Annotated in this window: 17 protein-coding genes and 1 other RNA gene; 6 read left to right on the top strand and 12 right to left on the bottom strand. The window is 65.1% G+C overall.

Annotated features, from left to right (window positions below; translation table 11 throughout):
* Positions 1-15 precede the first annotated feature (15 nt).
* The gene (locus AC3A35_RS18475) at positions 16-1,779 is read right to left on the bottom strand and encodes an autotransporter assembly complex protein TamA (RefSeq protein WP_487437654.1); all 1,764 of its coding nucleotides are present in this window, start codon (positions 1,777-1,779) and stop codon (positions 16-18) included.
* Positions 1,769-2,770 (bottom strand): class 1 fructose-bisphosphatase, encoded by a 1,002-nt coding sequence (locus AC3A35_RS18470; protein WP_487437653.1) that lies wholly within the window; start codon positions 2,768-2,770, stop codon positions 1,769-1,771. Before AC3A35_RS18470 ends, AC3A35_RS18475 begins: the two co-directional genes overlap by 11 nt.
* Positions 2,771-2,945: 175 nt before the next feature.
* On the opposite strand from AC3A35_RS18470, the gene AC3A35_RS18465 reads away from it, so the two are divergent.
* Entirely contained in the window at positions 2,946-4,211 is a 1,266-nt protein-coding gene (locus tag AC3A35_RS18465; protein WP_487437652.1) for a D-amino acid dehydrogenase, read from the top strand.
* 20 nt (positions 4,212-4,231) lie between these two features.
* Here the strand turns inward: AC3A35_RS18465 and AC3A35_RS18460 are convergent, their stop codons facing one another.
* Positions 4,232-4,720 carry a bacteriohemerythrin gene (locus AC3A35_RS18460; protein ID WP_487437651.1) on the bottom strand — a complete coding sequence of 163 codons (489 nt, stop codon included), beginning with the start codon at positions 4,718-4,720 and terminating at the stop codon, positions 4,232-4,234.
* Positions 4,721-4,904: 184 nt separating this feature from the next.
* On the opposite strand from AC3A35_RS18460, the gene AC3A35_RS18455 reads away from it, so the two are divergent.
* Positions 4,905-6,092: a glycosyltransferase gene (locus tag AC3A35_RS18455; protein WP_487437650.1), complete on the top strand. Its 1,188-nt coding sequence runs from the start codon at positions 4,905-4,907 to the stop codon at positions 6,090-6,092.
* A 15-nt stretch (positions 6,093-6,107) separates the two neighbouring features.
* Here the strand turns inward: AC3A35_RS18455 and AC3A35_RS18450 are convergent, their stop codons facing one another.
* From AC3A35_RS18450 to dnaX, 8 genes are all read right to left on the bottom strand, one after another.
* Complete coding sequence (locus tag AC3A35_RS18450) at positions 6,108-6,548, bottom strand: ClpXP protease specificity-enhancing factor (RefSeq protein WP_487437649.1); 441 nt, start codon at positions 6,546-6,548, stop codon at positions 6,108-6,110.
* Positions 6,549-6,610: 62 nt separating this feature from the next.
* Positions 6,611-7,207 carry a glutathione S-transferase N-terminal domain-containing protein gene (locus AC3A35_RS18445; protein WP_487437648.1) on the bottom strand — a complete coding sequence of 199 codons (597 nt, stop codon included), beginning with the start codon at positions 7,205-7,207 and terminating at the stop codon, positions 6,611-6,613.
* A gap of 107 nt (positions 7,208-7,314) precedes the next feature.
* Entirely contained in the window at positions 7,315-8,055 is a 741-nt protein-coding gene (locus AC3A35_RS18440) for a cytochrome c1 (RefSeq protein WP_487437647.1), read from the bottom strand.
* The gene (locus tag AC3A35_RS18435) at positions 8,052-9,320 is read right to left on the bottom strand and encodes a cytochrome b (protein ID WP_487437646.1); all 1,269 of its coding nucleotides are present in this window, start codon (positions 9,318-9,320) and stop codon (positions 8,052-8,054) included. Before AC3A35_RS18435 ends, AC3A35_RS18440 begins: the two co-directional genes overlap by 4 nt.
* Positions 9,321-9,323: 3 nt before the next feature.
* Positions 9,324-9,917, bottom strand: coding sequence for a ubiquinol-cytochrome c reductase iron-sulfur subunit (gene petA / locus AC3A35_RS18430; RefSeq protein ID WP_487437645.1), 594 nt, complete (start codon positions 9,915-9,917; stop codon positions 9,324-9,326).
* 179 nt (positions 9,918-10,096) lie between these two features.
* Positions 10,097-10,690 carry a recombination mediator RecR gene (recR, locus tag AC3A35_RS18425; RefSeq protein ID WP_487437644.1) on the bottom strand — a complete coding sequence of 198 codons (594 nt, stop codon included), beginning with the start codon at positions 10,688-10,690 and terminating at the stop codon, positions 10,097-10,099.
* Positions 10,691-10,694: 4 nt separating this feature from the next.
* Positions 10,695-11,018, bottom strand: a complete 324-nt coding sequence (locus tag AC3A35_RS18420) for a YbaB/EbfC family nucleoid-associated protein (protein ID WP_487437643.1) — start codon at positions 11,016-11,018, stop codon at positions 10,695-10,697.
* A 30-nt stretch (positions 11,019-11,048) separates the two neighbouring features.
* Positions 11,049-13,025: a DNA polymerase III subunit gamma/tau gene (gene dnaX / locus AC3A35_RS18415; protein ID WP_487437641.1), complete on the bottom strand. Its 1,977-nt coding sequence runs from the start codon at positions 13,023-13,025 to the stop codon at positions 11,049-11,051.
* Positions 13,026-13,116: 91 nt separating this feature from the next.
* On the opposite strand from dnaX, the gene AC3A35_RS18410 reads away from it, so the two are divergent.
* From AC3A35_RS18410 to AC3A35_RS18400, 3 genes are all read left to right on the top strand, one after another.
* Positions 13,117-13,698 carry a catalase-related domain-containing protein gene (locus tag AC3A35_RS18410; RefSeq protein ID WP_487437716.1) on the top strand — a complete coding sequence of 194 codons (582 nt, stop codon included), beginning with the start codon at positions 13,117-13,119 and terminating at the stop codon, positions 13,696-13,698.
* Entirely contained in the window at positions 13,586-14,755 is a 1,170-nt protein-coding gene (gene cfa, locus AC3A35_RS18405; RefSeq protein WP_487437715.1) for a cyclopropane fatty acyl phospholipid synthase, read from the top strand. The genes AC3A35_RS18410 and cfa overlap by 113 nt, the downstream gene beginning before the upstream one ends.
* Positions 14,756-14,874: 119 nt before the next feature.
* Positions 14,875-15,762: a ZIP family metal transporter gene (locus AC3A35_RS18400; protein WP_487437640.1), complete on the top strand. Its 888-nt coding sequence runs from the start codon at positions 14,875-14,877 to the stop codon at positions 15,760-15,762.
* A 78-nt stretch (positions 15,763-15,840) separates the two neighbouring features.
* Here the strand turns inward: AC3A35_RS18400 and ffs are convergent.
* An RNA gene (gene ffs / locus AC3A35_RS18395) (signal recognition particle sRNA small type) lies at positions 15,841-15,939 on the bottom strand.
* A gap of 156 nt (positions 15,940-16,095) precedes the next feature.
* Here ffs and AC3A35_RS18390 point away from each other — a divergent pair.
* Positions 16,096-16,917 (top strand): NADPH-dependent oxidoreductase, encoded by an 822-nt coding sequence (locus tag AC3A35_RS18390; RefSeq protein ID WP_487437713.1) that lies wholly within the window; start codon positions 16,096-16,098, stop codon positions 16,915-16,917.

Raw genomic sequence — 16,917 nt, 5'->3', positions numbered from 1 at the left:
CTGTTCGCGGGCGGCTCAGAATGCCACGGCAACGCCGAAATGCAGACGCAACCGCCGATCGTCGTGGCCCCACGCCAGGTCGACCGCCAACGGCCCCGCCGGACTGCGCCAGCGCGCGCCGACACCGTAACCGGTACGCAGGCGGAATTCGGCGCGCGAGTCGGCGGCATCACCGACGTCGACAAAGAAGGCCGCGCCCCAGTCAGGACGAAACCAGCGCACGTACTCCACACTCCCGGTGGCAAGGTAGCGTCCGCCGACGGTCGCCTCACCTTCGCTGACACCGAGGCTCTGATAGGCGTAGCCGCGAACGGATTGCGCGCCGCCCGCACGAAACAGGAAATCCTGCGGGATGCCATCGCGCGACGGTGCGAGCGTCGCCCCGGCTTCGGCGCGCAGCACCACCACGTCGGTCTGACCGATCGGAAGATAGTGCTGGTAGCGTCCATAGAAGCGGGCGAAATCCTGGGCCGACAAGGCAATGCTCGACCCGCCGCCAACCTGGAATTCGAGCACATAGCCCTGGCGCGGATCGAGCAGGTCGTCCACGGCGCGCCGCACCCAGCCCCAGTTCGCGGTCAGCGTGTTGTGGCTGCTCGACGCCGCTCCGTCGGGACGCAGTGCTTCATGCTGCAGACGCAGGGTGATATTGGTTTCGATATCGCCGCGGATGGTGCTCCGCCCTACTCCGACCGCCTGACTCGAAATCTTCAAGCCTTCGAGATCGCTGTGATCGATCAGGGCACCGACGCTGTCGCGCCGCTGCGCCCGATCCGGCGGGAAAAACAGATCTGCGTACATTGCCTGACGCCGCTGCTCCAGGCGCAGGCCGGACGAGAACTCCCACGCTCGATCGAAAAGATTGACGTGGCGATACCCCGCCTCGACGCGATAGCCGGTGTTGCTCGACAAGCCGGCACCGAAGCCGACGCGCTGCGACTGTGCCTCGCTGACCTGAACCCGGACCGGCACGGCCCCTGCAAGCGCCGGATCGCGCTCGATGTCGACCACCACGGAGGCAAACTGGGGCGCGGACTGGAGCGCCCCCTGAAAGGCCAACAGGGCCTCGCGATCGTAAATGTCGCCTTCGTCGATCGTGCTGTAACGGGCGACCAGATCCTCGGGTAGCCTGCGCATGCCGCTCACCTGCAGTGAACCGAGCCTGAAGGTGGGCCCGCTGTCGATGGTGGCCGACAAGCGGACGGTGGCGGCCTCGGGATCGACTTCGGCTCGCGTGGCAGTCAATCGGGCCGCGGCATAGCGGCGGGCGCTGACCGCATCGAGCAGGCGCTGCTTGGCTCGATCCCAGTCGGCCTGTCGAAAAGGCTGACCGGATGGCAAAGACCAGTCGCGGCGCAGCGCATCACGCCGCTCGGCCTGGGCCGCATCGTCGCCGAGTTCGCCCTCGAAGCCGAGACTGACGTCGACGATCCGGGCCCGCGGACCTGGCTCCACGATCAAGCGCCAGCTGCGCTCGTCGCTGCGATCGAGCCGGATCTCGGGACTGAAATGGCCTTCGGTCGCAAGCAGCTCGGTCACCTCGCGCCGTGTTCGACGAACCAGCGCGGTACGGTCGGGCCCCGCCTCGGGGATGGTAAAGTCCGCACCGCTCCGGAGCATGCGGACATGCTGTTGCAGCAGATTGCGCACGGTATCGGAGGCGCCCGGCGCGTCCAGCACCACCCTCACCCGCTCCTGCGCTGCTGCGCTCCCGCTCCAGGGCGCGACACCGAATGCCGCGACCAAGTGCAGGACGACAACCAGGGACTTACCCCTCAAGGTGATACCCGGTTACCCGGTCCACCTCGCGCCTGGAACCGAGGACGACCGGAATGCGCTGATGCAGCTTCGACGGGACGATGTCGAGAATGCGCTCGCGGCCGGTCGTCGCGGCACCGCCGGCCTGTTCGATCAGCATTGCCATCGGATTCGCTTCATACATGAGCCGCAGCTTGCCGCCCTGCGCACGGCACTTCTCGTCGAGCGGGTACATGAAGATGCCCCCACGCGTCAGCACCCGGTGCACGTCGGCAACCATCGATGCCACCCAGCGCATATTGAAATCGCATCCTCGCGGGCCACCCTTGCCTTCCTGCAGTTCCGCGATGTAGCGCTTGACCGGCGCTTCCCAATACCGCGCGTTGGACGCGTTGATGGCGAACTCCTGCGTCTCCTCGGGCACGGTCATGAACGGATGGGTGTAGATGAAACTGCCCATCTCACGATCGAGCGTAAACCCGTGAACACCATTGCCGACCGTCAATACCAGCTGGGTGGACGGGCCATACACCGCGTATCCCGCCGCCACCTGCTCTCTTCCCGGCTGCAGGAAACTCTGCTCGGTCGGATCGCCATCGCCCGGTGGATTGCGCAGCACGGAAAAAATGGTACCGACCGTGACGTTGATGTCGATATTGGACGACCCGTCGAGCGGATCGAACAGCAGCAGATAGCCGCCCTTCGGATAGTCGAAGGGGATCTGGTGCACGGTCTCGACCTCTTCGGAGGCCATGGCTGCGAGATGCCCCCCCCACTCGTTGGCCTGCAGCAGGATCTCGTTGGCGATGACGTCGAGCTTCTTCTGCGCTTCGCCCTGCACATTGTCGGTACCGGCTTCACCCAGCACCCCCGCCAACGCGCCCTTGGACACATTGACGCCGATCGCCTTGACCGCGCGGGCCACAACCTCGAGCAGCAGACGCAGGTCGGCCGACACGCGGCCGGCGCGCTGCTGCTCGATCAGAAACTGGGTAAGGGTGACACGACGCATTTGCAGAACCCCCGATACGGATGATGAAAGATGTGATGTTGCCCCGGATTATCCCGCTTCCCGGCCCTCAACGCACCACGAGATACACGCGCACGGTTATCATCCGCATCGCGGCGGAACTCCCGCCTCACCCCGGACGTCGTACCGGGGCGTCCCTAGCGAGTACAACCGACTTATGCACGTGATGGTTCTCGGCGCCGGCATCACCGGCGTCACGACCGCCTGGTATCTCCATCAGGCGGGTTTCGAAGTCAGCGTTGTCGACCGCCAATCCGCAGCCGGACAGGAAACCACTTTCGCCAATGGTGGCCAGATTTCGGTCAGCCACCCCGAACCCTGGGCCAACCCTTCCGCGCCGCTTCTCGCTCTGCGCTGGCTGGGCAAGGACGACGCACCGTTGCGTTTCCGGCCGCAGGCAAGCATGACGCAGTGGTCGTGGGCGCTGTCCTTCCTGCATGAATGCCTGCCCTGGCGCGCACGACGCAACACCGAGGCCATCGCGGCACTGGCGATCCACAGCCAGCGCGAGTTACGGCGCGTACGCAGCGAGGCCGGGATTGCGGACGCGTACGATGCGCGCCAGCAGGGCATCCTGCATCTGTTCTTCAGCCCGGACGAGTTTCGCCACGCCCCCCGGCGCGCGGCCTTGCTGAGCCGTTTCGGCATCGAGACGGCGGTGTGCACGCCGGCCGACTGCGTGGCAATCGAACCGGCGCTTGCCAGCCTCGCCCCCATCCTGGCGGGCGGGCTGCACGCCCCCCAGGACGAGACCGGCGACGCCATGCGTTTTACCCGCGCCCTGGCCGAGGTACTGGCCGGCAAGGGCGTCCGCTTTCACTACGACACCCCGATCGAGCGACTGTCCTATCAGGGGACCCTGATCGACGGGGTCGAGGTTCGCGACCCCCGGGGCCGCAAGGGCAGCCTGACCGCGAATGCCTACGTCGTCTGCCTCGGCAGCTTCAGCCCGCTGATGGTGCGCCCGTTCGGCGAGCATCTTCCGATCTATCCGGTAAAGGGCTATTCGGTCACCGCGCCGGTGGCCGATCCCGCACGCGCGCCGCAGGTCAGTCTGACCGACGAGTCACGACGCATCGTCTGCTCGCGGTTGGGCAACCACTTGCGCATTGCCGGCACCGCCGAACTCGACGGCTACAACCTGACCATCGATCCGGCGCGCGGCCGCGCGATCCTCGCATGGGCGGAGAACCGGCTCCCGGGTGCAATCGACACCACGCAGGCGAAACTGTGGGCCGGGCTGCGGCCGGCCACACCGGGCAACCTGCCCATCATCGGCTCGAGCCGGTATTCCAACCTCTGGTACAACACGGGGCACGGCACGCTGGGCTGGACCCTGGCCTGCGGGTCAGCCGAACTGCTGGTCAGACTGATCGAGGGCAGACCGCCCACCGTCGATTTCCCGGTACGCCGAGCGGGCTGAGAAGGTGCCCGCGCGACGACTCAGGCCTGTTCGACGGCCGGGGGAGCGGCACAGGCACAGCCCCCGCCTGATTTGCCATCGCTGCACCCGGCGCCCGTCGGCGGCGTGATTACGCCGGTGTGGACGTCGAAACCGATGCTGTCGAGGTGAAAGGCGAGGGCCGCATCCATGCCATTTACATGGCCGTCGAACCATGCCGGCAGCTCTTCCATCAATCTCCGTCCGAGAAATCCGTCACCGCGCGCAACCCGATCGCGCACGTCGCGCATCACCACCAGCACGCGGTCGTGCTCGGCCCGATGGCACCCCGGAAAGCCGACCTGCTCCATCCAGCGATTCTCCTGGTCGAAATGTGCTTGGGTATGTGAAATGAACGCATCGAGCCGCGCCAGGAACTGTTCGGGTGCAGCCGCCGCCACCTCGTTATAAAGCGTCACGAATTCCCGATGGGTGTCGTCCATCTTGTCGAGGCCGAGCTCGAACTGCTCGACCCATTGCATCTGCGCCATCTTTGTTGCCTCTCCGGAATAGCTGCCCCACAGGGCCGCGTCGGGCTGCTTTATAACGCGAAACGGCATCGCCTTGCCTGATGCCGATCAATGGTCGGCTCATCCGTGCCCGATCCGGCGAGCACTGAAACAAGGGCGTCATGCGGCGGGCCTAGATTGGCACCACCATCAACGGCGCCGATCCATGAACATCCTGATGATCTCGGACGTGTTCTTTCCCCGCATCAACGGGGTCAGCACCTCCATCGAAACCTTTCGCCAGTCGCTCCACGCGCGCGGCGTACGCTCCACGCTGATCGCACCCGCCTACCCGTCCGCGGAGCCAGCCGGCGACGACGCGCTGATCCGCATTCCGTCACGCTTCATCCCACTCGACCCCGAAGACCGGATGATGATGCGCAAGCCGATTCGCGCGCTGGCCGAGACCCTGCGCCGGCAACACTTCGATCTCGTCCACATCCATACCCCGTTCGTCGCCCACTACGCCGGCGTCGAACTTGCGCGCACCCTGGGCCTGCCATGCGTGGCGACCTATCACACCTTCTTCGAAGAGTATCTGTTCCACTACGTACCCTTGCTGCCGCGCACGCTGTTGCGCGCTGCCGCACGGCGCTTCTCGCGACGGCAATGCAACCAGCTCGACGGCGTGATCGTCCCGTCGCGGGCGATGGCCACGGCGCTCACCGAATACGGCGTGGACGCGCCGCTCCACATCCTGCCCACCGGCATCCCCGAGCATCAGTTCCACGGCGGCGACGGCTGTCACTTCCGCCTGCGCTACAACATCCCGAAAGACCGCCGCCTGCTGCTGTTTGTCGGTCGCGTTGCGCACGAAAAGAACATCGGCTTGCTGATCGACATGGTCGACAATTTGCGTCGTCGGGAGCCGAAGGTCCTGCTACTGATCACCGGAGAGGGGCCGGCGCTGCCCAACCTGCGCGCCCGCGTGGACCGCGCCGGCCTGAACGAGCATATTCGTTTCATCGGCTACCTCGACCGCCACAGCGAACTGCACGACTGCTACCGTGCGGCCGACCTCTTCGTGTTCGCGTCGAAGACCGAAACCCAGGGCCTGGTCCTACTGGAAGCGATGGCACTCGGGATCCCCGTCGTCGCCCTCGCCGAGATGGGGACCCGGGATATCCTCGAACCCGAACGGGGATGCCGGATTGCGCCCGACGACCCGGAACGCTTCGCTGCGCTCGTTGCACAACTGCTGGCGGACCGCGCCGGCCTGCGCCGCCTCGGTACGGAGGCGCGCGAGCATGCGGCGGGCTGGCGCACCGAGGAGATGAGCCGCCGCCTGGTGGCGCTCTACGGCAACTGGATCATGACGCACCGGCACACGGCCGCCGATCTGCACCCCGCCTGACGCGGGTCGGGTCGGCTACTTCACGATCTTGAGGTGACCGCCACGCGGCGGCGGACGAACCTCATCGCCGTCGGCGGGTGCAGCTGCAGGCTCGCCGTCGGAGATCTCGGACGTGAGGGCGGCGTCCGCTGCTGGATCGCCTTCGTCGCCGAACTCGGGTTCGAAGGCCATGCCGTGGCCGTTCTCGCGCGCATAAACTGCGGTGACATTCGCCATCGGAATGGAAATATGATGCACAGCACCATTGAACCGCGCCTGAAAGCTCACCAGCTCGTTATCCATCGATAGCTGATTGGTGGCATCGGATGCGACATTGAGCACGATCTGCCCATCCTTGGCGTAGCCCGGTGGCACGCGGGTGTTTTCATCGACGCGCGCGGCCAGATAGGGCGTGAAGCCCTGATCGACGCACCATTCGTAAATGGCGCGGACCAGGTAGGGCTTGGTGGATACCATTTCGTAAGTCCCTTCTCAGGCCCGGCAGCGTGTGCGTACACGCCGCCGGACCATCCTCAGTGTCAGCGCCGCATCACCTTCTCGGACGGGGTCAGCGCGTCGATGAAGCCCTGCCGGCTGAAGATGCGTTCGGCGTACTTCATCATCGGCGCTGCGGCCTTGGGCAGCTCGATGCCGTAATGCTCCAGGCGCCACAGCAGGGGGGCGATCGCGACGTCGAGCATGGAGAACTCGTCGCCGAGCATGAACTTCTGCTTGGTGAAGATCGGCGCCAGCTGGGTGAGGTGATCGCGCACATGCACGCGAGTCTTGTCGGTACCCTTCTGGTTGGCCTCGAGTGCAGCGATGTGCGCGAACAGTTCATGCTCGAAGGTATGGAGCAGCTGTCGCGCACGGGCGCGCATGATCGGGTCGGGCGGCATCAACTGCGGATGCGGGAAACGCTCGTCGATGTATTCATTGATGATGTTCGACTCGTACAGCACGAGATCGCGGTCAACCAGCACCGGCACACGGTTGTAGGGGTTGATGACAGCGATGTCTTCGGGCTTGTTGTAGAGGTCGACATCGATCACCTCGAAATCCATGCCCTTCTCGAAGAGCACGATCCGGCAGCGGTGACTAAAGGGATCGGTCGTGCCGGAATATAGATTCATCATGATGTTGCGACTCCGGGTGCAAAAAACAAAAGCGCACCACGCAGCAATTTGCGCGGTGCGTCTGGACGAAAGTGTGTGTCAGGCCATGTGACCCGTCACCGTTCCGCTCAATGAATGTCCTTCCAGTAATTCTTCTTCAACGCGTAGGACAGGACGAACAGACCCGCGAGGAAGACCAGCACGACGATGCCGATCGACTTGCGCTTGTCGGCAACCGGTTCGGCCATCCACACCATGAAGGACACGAGGTCGGCTACCGCCTTGTCGTACTCCTGCGCGGATAGCTTGCCGGGCTTGACCAGCTCGAGCGCGGTACCGTTATCGCCCGTGGTCGCGACCTGATCGCCCTGCAGTTCCCACAGCACGTGCGGCATGCCGACGTTGGGGAAAACCACGTTGTTCCAGCCGGTCGGCCGGTTCGGATCGCGATGGAACTGGCGCAGGTAGGTGTAGAGCCAGTCCGCACCGCTGCCGAACTCGGAAGAACGGGCGCGTGCGACCAGGGTCAGATCCGGCGGCGGAGCACCGAACCATGCCTTGGCCTCCTCGCGCCGCATCGCGACCTTCATCAGCTCGCCGGTCTTGTCCGCAGTGAACAGCAGATTGTCGCGAATCGCCTGCTCGGTCAGGCCGATCTCGCCCATCCGGTTGTAGCGCACGAACGATGCACTGTGGCAGTTCAGGCAGTAATTGACGAAAAGCTTGGCGCCGTGCTGCAGCGCAGCCGGATCCGTGCTCACCGGTGCCTTGTCCAGATGGAGCACGGCACCGGCGGCCATCGCCATCGCCGGCGCGAACAGCACCACCGCGGCGGCACGCTTGATGAACTTGATTACACGCGATTTCATTTGAAATTCACCCTTTCCGGTTCGGGTTTGCACTTGTCGAGCTTGCTGTACCACGGCATGGCCAGGAAGAAGGCGAAGTACAGTACCGAGCAGATCTGCGCCACCAGGGTGCGACCCGGGGTCGGCGGCAACACGCCCAGATAGCCGAGGACGAAGAAGCACACCACGAAGATCGCAATCGCGGCCTTGAAGATCGGGCCCTTGTAGCGGATCGACTTCACCGGGCTGCGGTCCAGCCACGGCAGGAAGGCAATGATCACCACTGACGCACCCATTCCGACCACGCCCCAGAACTTCGCGTCGAGGCCGAACAGCGGATAGGTGATCGCACGCAGCACGGAATAGAACGGGGTGAAGTACCACACCGGCGCGATGTGCGGCGGCGTGACCAGCGGGTCGGCCGGCAGGAAGTTGTTGAACTCGAGGAAGTAGCCGCCTGCTTCGGGCGCAAAGAACACCACCGCGCTGAAGAAGAACAGGAACACCACGGTCCCGACGATATCCTTCACCGTGTAGTACGGATGGAAGGGAATGCCGTCGAGCGGGATGCCGTTGGCGTCTTTCTTCTTCTTGATCTCGACCCCGTCCGGGTTGTTGGACCCGACTTCGTGCAGCGCGATGATGTGCGCGGCAACCAGACCGATCAGCACCAGCGGCACGGCGATGACATGGAAGGAGAAGAAACGGTTCAGCGTGGCATCGGAGACGACGAAGTCACCACGGATGACCAGCGACAGGTCGGGACCGATCACCGGAATCGCGGAGAACAGGTTGACAATCACCTGCGCGCCCCAGAACGACATCTGCCCCCATGGCAGCAGATAGCCCATGAACGCCTCGGCCATCAGCACCAGGAAGATCAGCGTGCCGAAGATCCAGATCAGTTCGCGCGGCTTGCGGTAGGAACCATAAAGCAGCCCGCGGAACATGTGCAGATAGACCACCACAAAGAAGGCCGAGGCCCCGGTGGAGTGCAGGTAGCGGATCAGCCAGCCGCCCGGCACGTCGCGCATGATGTACTCGACGCTGGCAAAGGCCACCGGCACCCCGGAGGCGTTCAGCGAGGCATCGGGCTTGTAGTGCATGACCAGGAAGATTCCGGTCAGGATCTGGATCACCAGCACCAGCAGCGCGAGCGAACCGAAGAAATACCAGAAGTTGAAGTTCTTCGGCGCGTAGTACTCGGTCAGGTGCCCCTTGATCGACGACGTCAGCGGAAAACGCTCATCGACCCAGTTCAGCAAGGCTTGGGATTTGGTCGTCATCGCTTATGCCTTTCCGTCATCGCCAACGAGAATGGTGGTATCCGCAAGATACTTGTACGGCGGAATCTCGAGATTGTCCGGCGCCGGCATGCTCTTATAGACGCGCCCGGCCAGGTCGAATATCGACCCGTGACAGGGGCACAGGAAACCGCCCGGCCAGTCGGCGGACATACCGCCTTCCGCGCCCGGCTTGAACTTCTCCGACGGCGAGCACCCGAGGTGCGTACAGATCCCGACCGTGACCAGGAATTCGGGATTGATCGAACGATGCTTGTTCTTCGCGTAGTCCGGCTGCTGCGGCTTCTCGGAGTCCGGATCGCTCAGATTCGGTTCCGCCTTGTCCAGTGCCGCCAGCATTTCCGGCGTACGGCGGAGTACCCACACCGGCTTGCCGCGCCATTCGACCGTCATCATCTCGCCCGGCGCGAGCTTGCCAATATCCACTTCGACCGGTGCGCCTGCTGCCTTCGCGCGCTCGGAAGGCGTCAGACTGGCAACGAACGGCACTGCGGTCGCCACGGCGGCAACGCCACCTACGGCAGACGTCGCCAGCAACAAGGTGCGGCGGCCGCTGTCCATCTTTTGTTCAACGCTCATGACCCTCTTCCCAGAAAGGAAAACGAAAGACCTGGATACAAAAACCAACGGATTATAGCGAACTCACTGCAACAGAGAAAGCCGATGTCGCCAAGACATTGAGCAGTCAAGGATTTCAACACCTCGCCGGGCCGCGATCGCATACGCAACCGGGCGAAATTTTGCGCCGCACAAGAAAGCTAGAGCGTGCGCCGTTCGACCAGCGCCTGGGCGATGGTGCCGATATCGGTGTGTTCCAGCTCCCCACCCACGGGTACGCCGCGGGATAGCCGACTGACCGCCAGCCCACGTGCCGAGAGCAGGGTGGCGAGCGTATGCGCCGTCGCTTCGCCCTCATTGGTGAAATTGGTGGCGAGGATCACCTCGCGAACCTTGCCGTCGGTCGCCCGGGCCAGCAGCTTGTCGAGCTTCAGTTCGCGCGGGCCGATCCCGTCGAGCGGCGACAGACGGCCCATCAGTACGTAGTACAGACCGTTGAAGGACTGGGTTTGCTCGATCATCGCCAGGTCGGCCGGCATCTCGACCACGCACAGCTGCGCTGCATCGCGCCGCGGATTGGCGCAACGCTGGCAGACCGGCTCCTCGGTAAAGGTGTTGCAGCGCTCGCAATGGCGCAACACCTCGAGCGCGCGCCCCATTGCCCGCGCCAGCCGGGTCGCCCCGCGCTGATCGCGCTGCAGCAGGTGATAGGCCATGCGCTGCGCCGACTTGGGACCGACCCCGGGCAGACAGCGCAGCGCGTCGATCAACTCGTCGAGAGTGGACGGTGACATCGGATCAGAACGGCAGCTTGAATCCCGGCGGCAGGTTGAGCCCGGACGTGAACCCGGCCATGCGCTCCTGGGTGGTGCTCTCGACCTTGCGTACGGCATCGTTGACGGCCGCGGCGACGAGATCTTCCAGCATCTCCTTGTCGTCCATCACCGAATCGTCGATCGACACGCGACGCACATCGTGCTTGCAGGTCATGACGATCTTCACCATGCCCGCACCAGCCTGGCCCTCGACTTCGACGCTGGCGAGCTGGTCCTGCATCTTCTTCATGTTCTCCTGCATCTGCTGGGCCTGCTTCATCAGGCCGCCAATACCGCCTTTCATCATGGTGGATACTCCAAAGGTGGAATGAATGGTTCACACGGGTCTGACCGAAGCTTCGATCAGAGTGGCATCGAAACGCTCGATCAACTCGCGGACAAAGGGATCGCTCTCGAGGGCGGCAACGGCTTCGGCATGACGCGCGCGGCGCTCGATCTCGTCGCGCTGGGCCGGCGTCTCGCCGGCAATCGCACCGACATCGATACGGATCTTCAGGGGCCGGGCCAGCGCCGAGGCCAGCTGATCCTGCACGCGTTCCACCGCCCCCCGGTTCATGTCGAGCAGATGGCGATGGGTATCGGACAGGCGCAGCGTCAGCAACTCGTCGGTGCAGCCGACCCATTCGCAGTGCTGGGCAAATTCGCGTACCAGCCCGCCCAGGCCCAGCCCGCGTACCACCGTGCGCCAGTCGCCGGCGGCGAACGCGGCAGCGAGCGTGGCGTCGGGTGCCGCTCCGCCGACAATCGGCGCGCCGGCAGCCGGCGGCACCGACGCGCCCTCACGACCGCGGACCGGAGCGGCGGCCACAGGCGGGGTCGGCGGCGGCGTGGACGCGGGCGTCGGGTCGCGGTCAGGTTCAAGGCCGGCATTGTCCCCGCCGCCGACATAGGCCTCATCCTGCACCATGGCTTCCGGGGGCAGATCCTCCCACGGCGCGATGTCACGACTGGCAGCACCGCGCTCGACCATGGGCGGAACATCTGCGGCCCGCACCGGTTCCTTGTGCTCGAGGGCGGCCGGAGGAAGGGCGGCCGGGGCCGATGGTCGCTCCGGTTTCGCCTCCTCACGCACCCCGGCAGCAGGCGCGGAAGGCGTCGCCCGCACGGAAGCGGTTGCCTGCGCGGGGGCCGCTTTCGGCGTCGGAGGCAGCGCCTTCGCCAGCCCCGCGCCACCGCCGCCGGCAAGCACTGCGGAGCCCAGCGCAGCAGGCTGCTCCGGACGGAAGGCATGCAGGCGCAACAAAGTCATGGTGAAACCGGTGTATTCGTCCGGCGCCAGCGCGAGTTCGTCGCGGCCGTGGATCGCGATCTGGTAGGCCAGTTGCAGGAACTCGGGATCGAATCGCGCCGCATGGGGTTCGAGCCGCTGACGTTCGAGCTCGTCGGTGATGGCCGCGGGCGCGAACTGGACCAGTGCGATCCGGCCGAGCAGCGACGCCAGCGCCTGCAGTGCGGCATCGAAGGACAGGCTGCGCGTTTCCATGCCATCGGCGACCGCCAGCAGCGCGCCGACATCTCCCGCCGCCAGTGCGTCGAGCACGGCATACAGGTGATCGTCGCCCACGGTGCCGAGCATGTGGGTCACCTGCTCCTCGAGCACCTTGCCCGCGCCATGGGCAATGGCCTGATCGAGCAGCGACAGCGCATCCCGCATCGAGCCGCTCGCGGCCTTGGCGATGTGGCGCAACGCGCCGGGCTCGAAGCTCACCGCTTCGGCCTCGAGCACGCGCGACAGATGATCGACGATCGCCGCGTGCGGCATCTGCTTGAGATTGAACTGCAGACAGCGCGACAACACCGTCACCGGAATCTTCTGCGGGTCGGTGGTCGCGAGGATGAACTTGACGTGCTCGGGCGGCTCTTCGAGCGTCTTCAACATGGCGTTGAACGCATGCCCGGTGAGCATGTGAACCTCGTCGATCATGTAGACCTTGTAGCGCCCTTGCGACGGCGCATACACCGCCTTGTCGAGCAGGGCCGCCATGTCGTCGACGCCGCGATTGGAGGCGGCGTCCATTTCGACATAGTCGGGAAAGCGGTCGGCATCGATCGCACGGCAGGCATCGCACGTGCCGCAAGGCTCGGCGGTAATTCCGGTCTCGCAGTTGAGGGCCTTGGCGAGAATGCGCGAGATCGTGGTCTTTCCCACCCCGCGCGTCCCGGTAAACAGCCAGGCGTGGTGCAGCCTGCCGGTAGTCAGCGCATGCGACAGCGCCCGGACCACGTGCTCCTGACCGACCAGCGTGCCGAAGGATTTCGGCCGCCATTTGCGTGCGAGAACCTGATAGCTCATGGAGCCGGATTCTAGCAGAGCGACGCGCGCGACCCGGCGTAAAAACACAGCATTCCATAGCAGCACACCATTAAAAGGATACCTATAATTCATTAACCCTATTAAGAGAAATGAAAGCCATCTCGGCGGCACCCTGGGCGACCAGCCCAACGGCTACAGCGACGGGCAGGAACAGGCGGACCACCGCGAGCCGCCGCTGGCGATCGACGGCACAGCCTATCCCTGGAACTTTCGCGAGGACGATGACGACTATTACTCACAACCACGCGCCCTGTTCCGGCTGATGAGTGCCGCGCAGCAGCAAGTACTTTTCGACAACCCGCCCACGCCCTGGGCGACGCACCGGAGGAGATCGAGCGCCGTCACATCCGCAACGGCACCCGATGCGACCCGGCCTCTGGCGCAGGCGTCGCCAGCGCACTTGGTCTGCCAACGGACCAAGCAAGCACGAACCGGATTCGTCCCGGCGCGCGTTTCAGACCGGACGGCTCACGCCGTGCGGCTTCCAGCTCACCGCTTCAACCGACCGCAAGGAGGGAGCAAGGATGGAACAAACCCGCATTACAAGCGCATCACCCGCCCTTGCCCGGGAGCTGCCACCGCCGAGCGACGCCCCCACTCAGCGGGCGATGGCCGATCTTTTTGCCATGGCGGACATCGAAGTCAACGGTGACCGGCCATGGGATATCGTCATTCACCACCCCCAGACCGCCGACCGCATCCTGGCCCAGGGCAGCCTCGGCCTCGGCGAGAGCTACATGGATGGCTGGTGGGATTGCGAGCAGCTCGATGAGTTCATCACCCGCGTGCTGTCGGCCCGCCTCGACGAAAAAGTGGGCGCCACTGCGCTGGTGATCCAGGGATTGCGGGCGCGCCTGTTCAACCTGCAGACCATGCGCCGAGCCTGGCAGGTCGGAAAGATGCACTACGACCTCGGCAACGACTTCTTCCAGGCGATGCTCGATGGCCACATGGCCTACACCTGCGGTTTTTGGGCCGAGGCCAAGACCCTCGAAGAGGCGCAGACGGCCAAGCTCGACCTGATCTGCCGCAAGCTGGGCCTCGCACCCGGCATGCGCCTGCTCGATATCGGTTGCGGCTGGGGAAGCCTGATGAAGTTTGCGGCCGAACACTACGGGGTCGGATGTATCGGCCTGACCATTTCGGAGGAGCAAGCCGCACTGGGGCAGGTGCGCTGCCGCGGCCTCGACGTCGAGTTCCGGCTGCAGGACTACCGCAGCTTCAACCTCGACGGCAGCGAGCAGTTCGACCGCGTCGCCTCGATCGGCATGTTCGAGCACGTCGGTCACAAGAACCACCGCGCCTTTTTCGACATGGCGCGGCGCAGCCTGAAGGAGGACGGGCTGTTCCTGCTGCACACGATCGGCAAGAATCTGCGCCACACCCCGACCGACCCGTGGATAGATCGTTACATCTTTCCCAACGGAGACGTTCCCGCACTCGGCCAGATCGCGGACGCGAGCGAGCGCAACTTCATCATCGAGGACGTGCACAATTTCGGTGCCGACTACGATCGCACATTGATGGCGTGGCATGCGCGCTTCGAAGCCGCCTGGCCCGGCTTCGCAGGACGCTACAGCGAGCGCTTCCATCGCATGTGGCGCTACTACCTGCTGGCGTGCGCCGGCACTTTCCGCGCACGCACCAACCAGTTGTGGCAGATCGTGCTGTCGCCACAAGGCGTACCGGGCGGGTATCGGCGGCCGTGACAATGTGATTTCGCTATCAAGTTAGTTTCTTAATTCAATTTGAGCTATCGTAACCCGACTCCCATACTGAATACATATCCCGGCCTCTCAACCGGGAAACGATTCGGAAAGGAGCCGCCATGGTTGCCAAGCTTGCCAGTCTGCATTTCCAGCGCCCCAACCCGATCGGCGCGCTGCGCGCGATCAGCGGCTGGCTGATTGCCCTCACCGGCCTCGCCCTTGTCGCCGCCCGCATCGCGAGCGGCATCGAACAGTTCGAGATTCCGATCTCCGGCGCAGTGACCGGCGGTGTGATGGCAGCGGCGGCGACTGCGCTGGGCGCCGTGCCGGTACTCGTGATGGGCCGCATCGGCAGCGGCATCCAGGGCCTGCTGCTCGGCTTCGGCGCCGGGGTGATGCTCGCCGCCAGCGTGTTCTCGCTGCTGCTGCCGGCCTTCGATGCGGCTCAGGTGCAAGGCGCGTCGAGCACCGACGCGGCGCTGCTGGTCGCGCTCGGACTCGGCGCCGGAGCCGCCCTGCTGCTCGCGGTGGACCGCGCACTGCCGCACACCCATGCGTCGGACGGTGCGCGCAGCGCCACCGCGGTGTGGCTGTTCGTGTTCGCGATTGCCGTGCACAACATTCCGGAGGGCCTTGCAATCGGCGTCGCGAGCGGGTCCGCCGGGGCCAATGCGGTGGCGACCGGGATCTCGCTACAGAACGTGCCCGAGGGTCTGATCGTCGCCATCGCCCTGGCGAGTGCCGGCTACACCCGCCTGTTCGCCTTCGCGGTGGCCACCATCTCCGGCTTGATGGAGCCAATCGCGGCGGTGGCCGGCTCGATGATGGTGTCGACCTCGGCTGCCCTGCTGCCGTGGGGCCTGGCCGGCGCAGCCGGCGCCATGCTGTTCGTGGTGAGCCACGAAATCATCCCGGAATCGCATCGCCGCGGGCACGAGACCCTGGCGACCGGTGGCCTGATCGCAGGCTTCGTCGCGATGATGCTGATGGACACCGTGCTCGGCTGATCCCGTCGCCGTCGCAATACGGATGGCAGTCGGCAAAAAGGGCGTCCCCGCGAGGAGACGCCCTTTTTCCGTGTTCGGGGTGGCGAGCCTGACCCCCGGCACTTGCAGGAAACGGCTGTGGCTGCTGCCTTCCGGCCCTGACCAGGTTCACCGCGCTGCAATGCGGGGAGACCCGCCACGGGGCGCACTATACCAGCGAATCCCCGATGCCGTCAGCCGCAATGCGCGGACAGGCGCGCGGAGCACGTATACTTGGCGGCTATGCCGGCAGGCGGCCCGACCGGGGTCACCCCGGCGATCCACATCGTCATTTCCGGCAAGGAGCCCTTCCCCATGCTTGATGCCCAGGCCCGCCTCGACATCCGATACGGCAGCAATGCCATGCCCGCCCCGCACAGCTGGAGCCCGATCATCGACAACCTGCTCGGCCACTGCTCGGTGCGCAGCTACCTGCCCGAGCCGGTCAGCGACGATCAGCTCACCGCCATCATCGCCGCCGCCCAGTCGGCCGCCAGTTCGTCCAACCTGCAGGCATGGAGCGTGGTCGCGGTGCGCGACCCGGCCAAGCGCGCCGCGCTCGCCGACTGCGCCGGCGGCCAGGCCCATGTGCGCGACGCGCCGCTGCAACTGGTGTGGCTCGCCGACCTCGCGCGCCTGGAGAAGCTCGCCGCCGACAACGACCGCCCGAGCGCTGCGCTCGACTATCTCGAGATGTTCCTGGTCGGCGTGATCGACGCTGCGCTGGCCGCGCAGAACGCGGTCTCGGCGGCGGAGTCGCTCGGTCTCGGCACGGTGTATATCGGCGGCATGCGCAACAAGCCGGAGGCGGTGGCCGAACTACTGGATCTGCCGTCGCGGGTGGTCGCGGTGTTCGGCATGTGTGTCGGCACCCCCGATCCGGCCAAACCGGCCTCGATCAAGCCGCGTCCGCCGCAGTCGGTGGTCGTGCACCACGACAGCTACTCGCTCGCGGCCCAGGACGCCGGTATCGCGGCCTACAACGACGCGATGGCCCGCTTCTACGAGGAACAGAAGATGAATGTGCACGGCACCTGGGCCGTGCACTCGGCCAAGCGCATCGCCGGGCCGGAAACCCTGTCGGGCCGCGACCGTCTGGTGGAAGCCCTGCACAACCGGGGTTTTCTGCTGAAGTAA

The organism is Azoarcus sp. Soil_N_20 (assembly GCF_057656155.1).
Note: the sequence above shows the minus strand (reverse complement) of the source record. Positions and strands in the feature narration are given on the sequence as shown.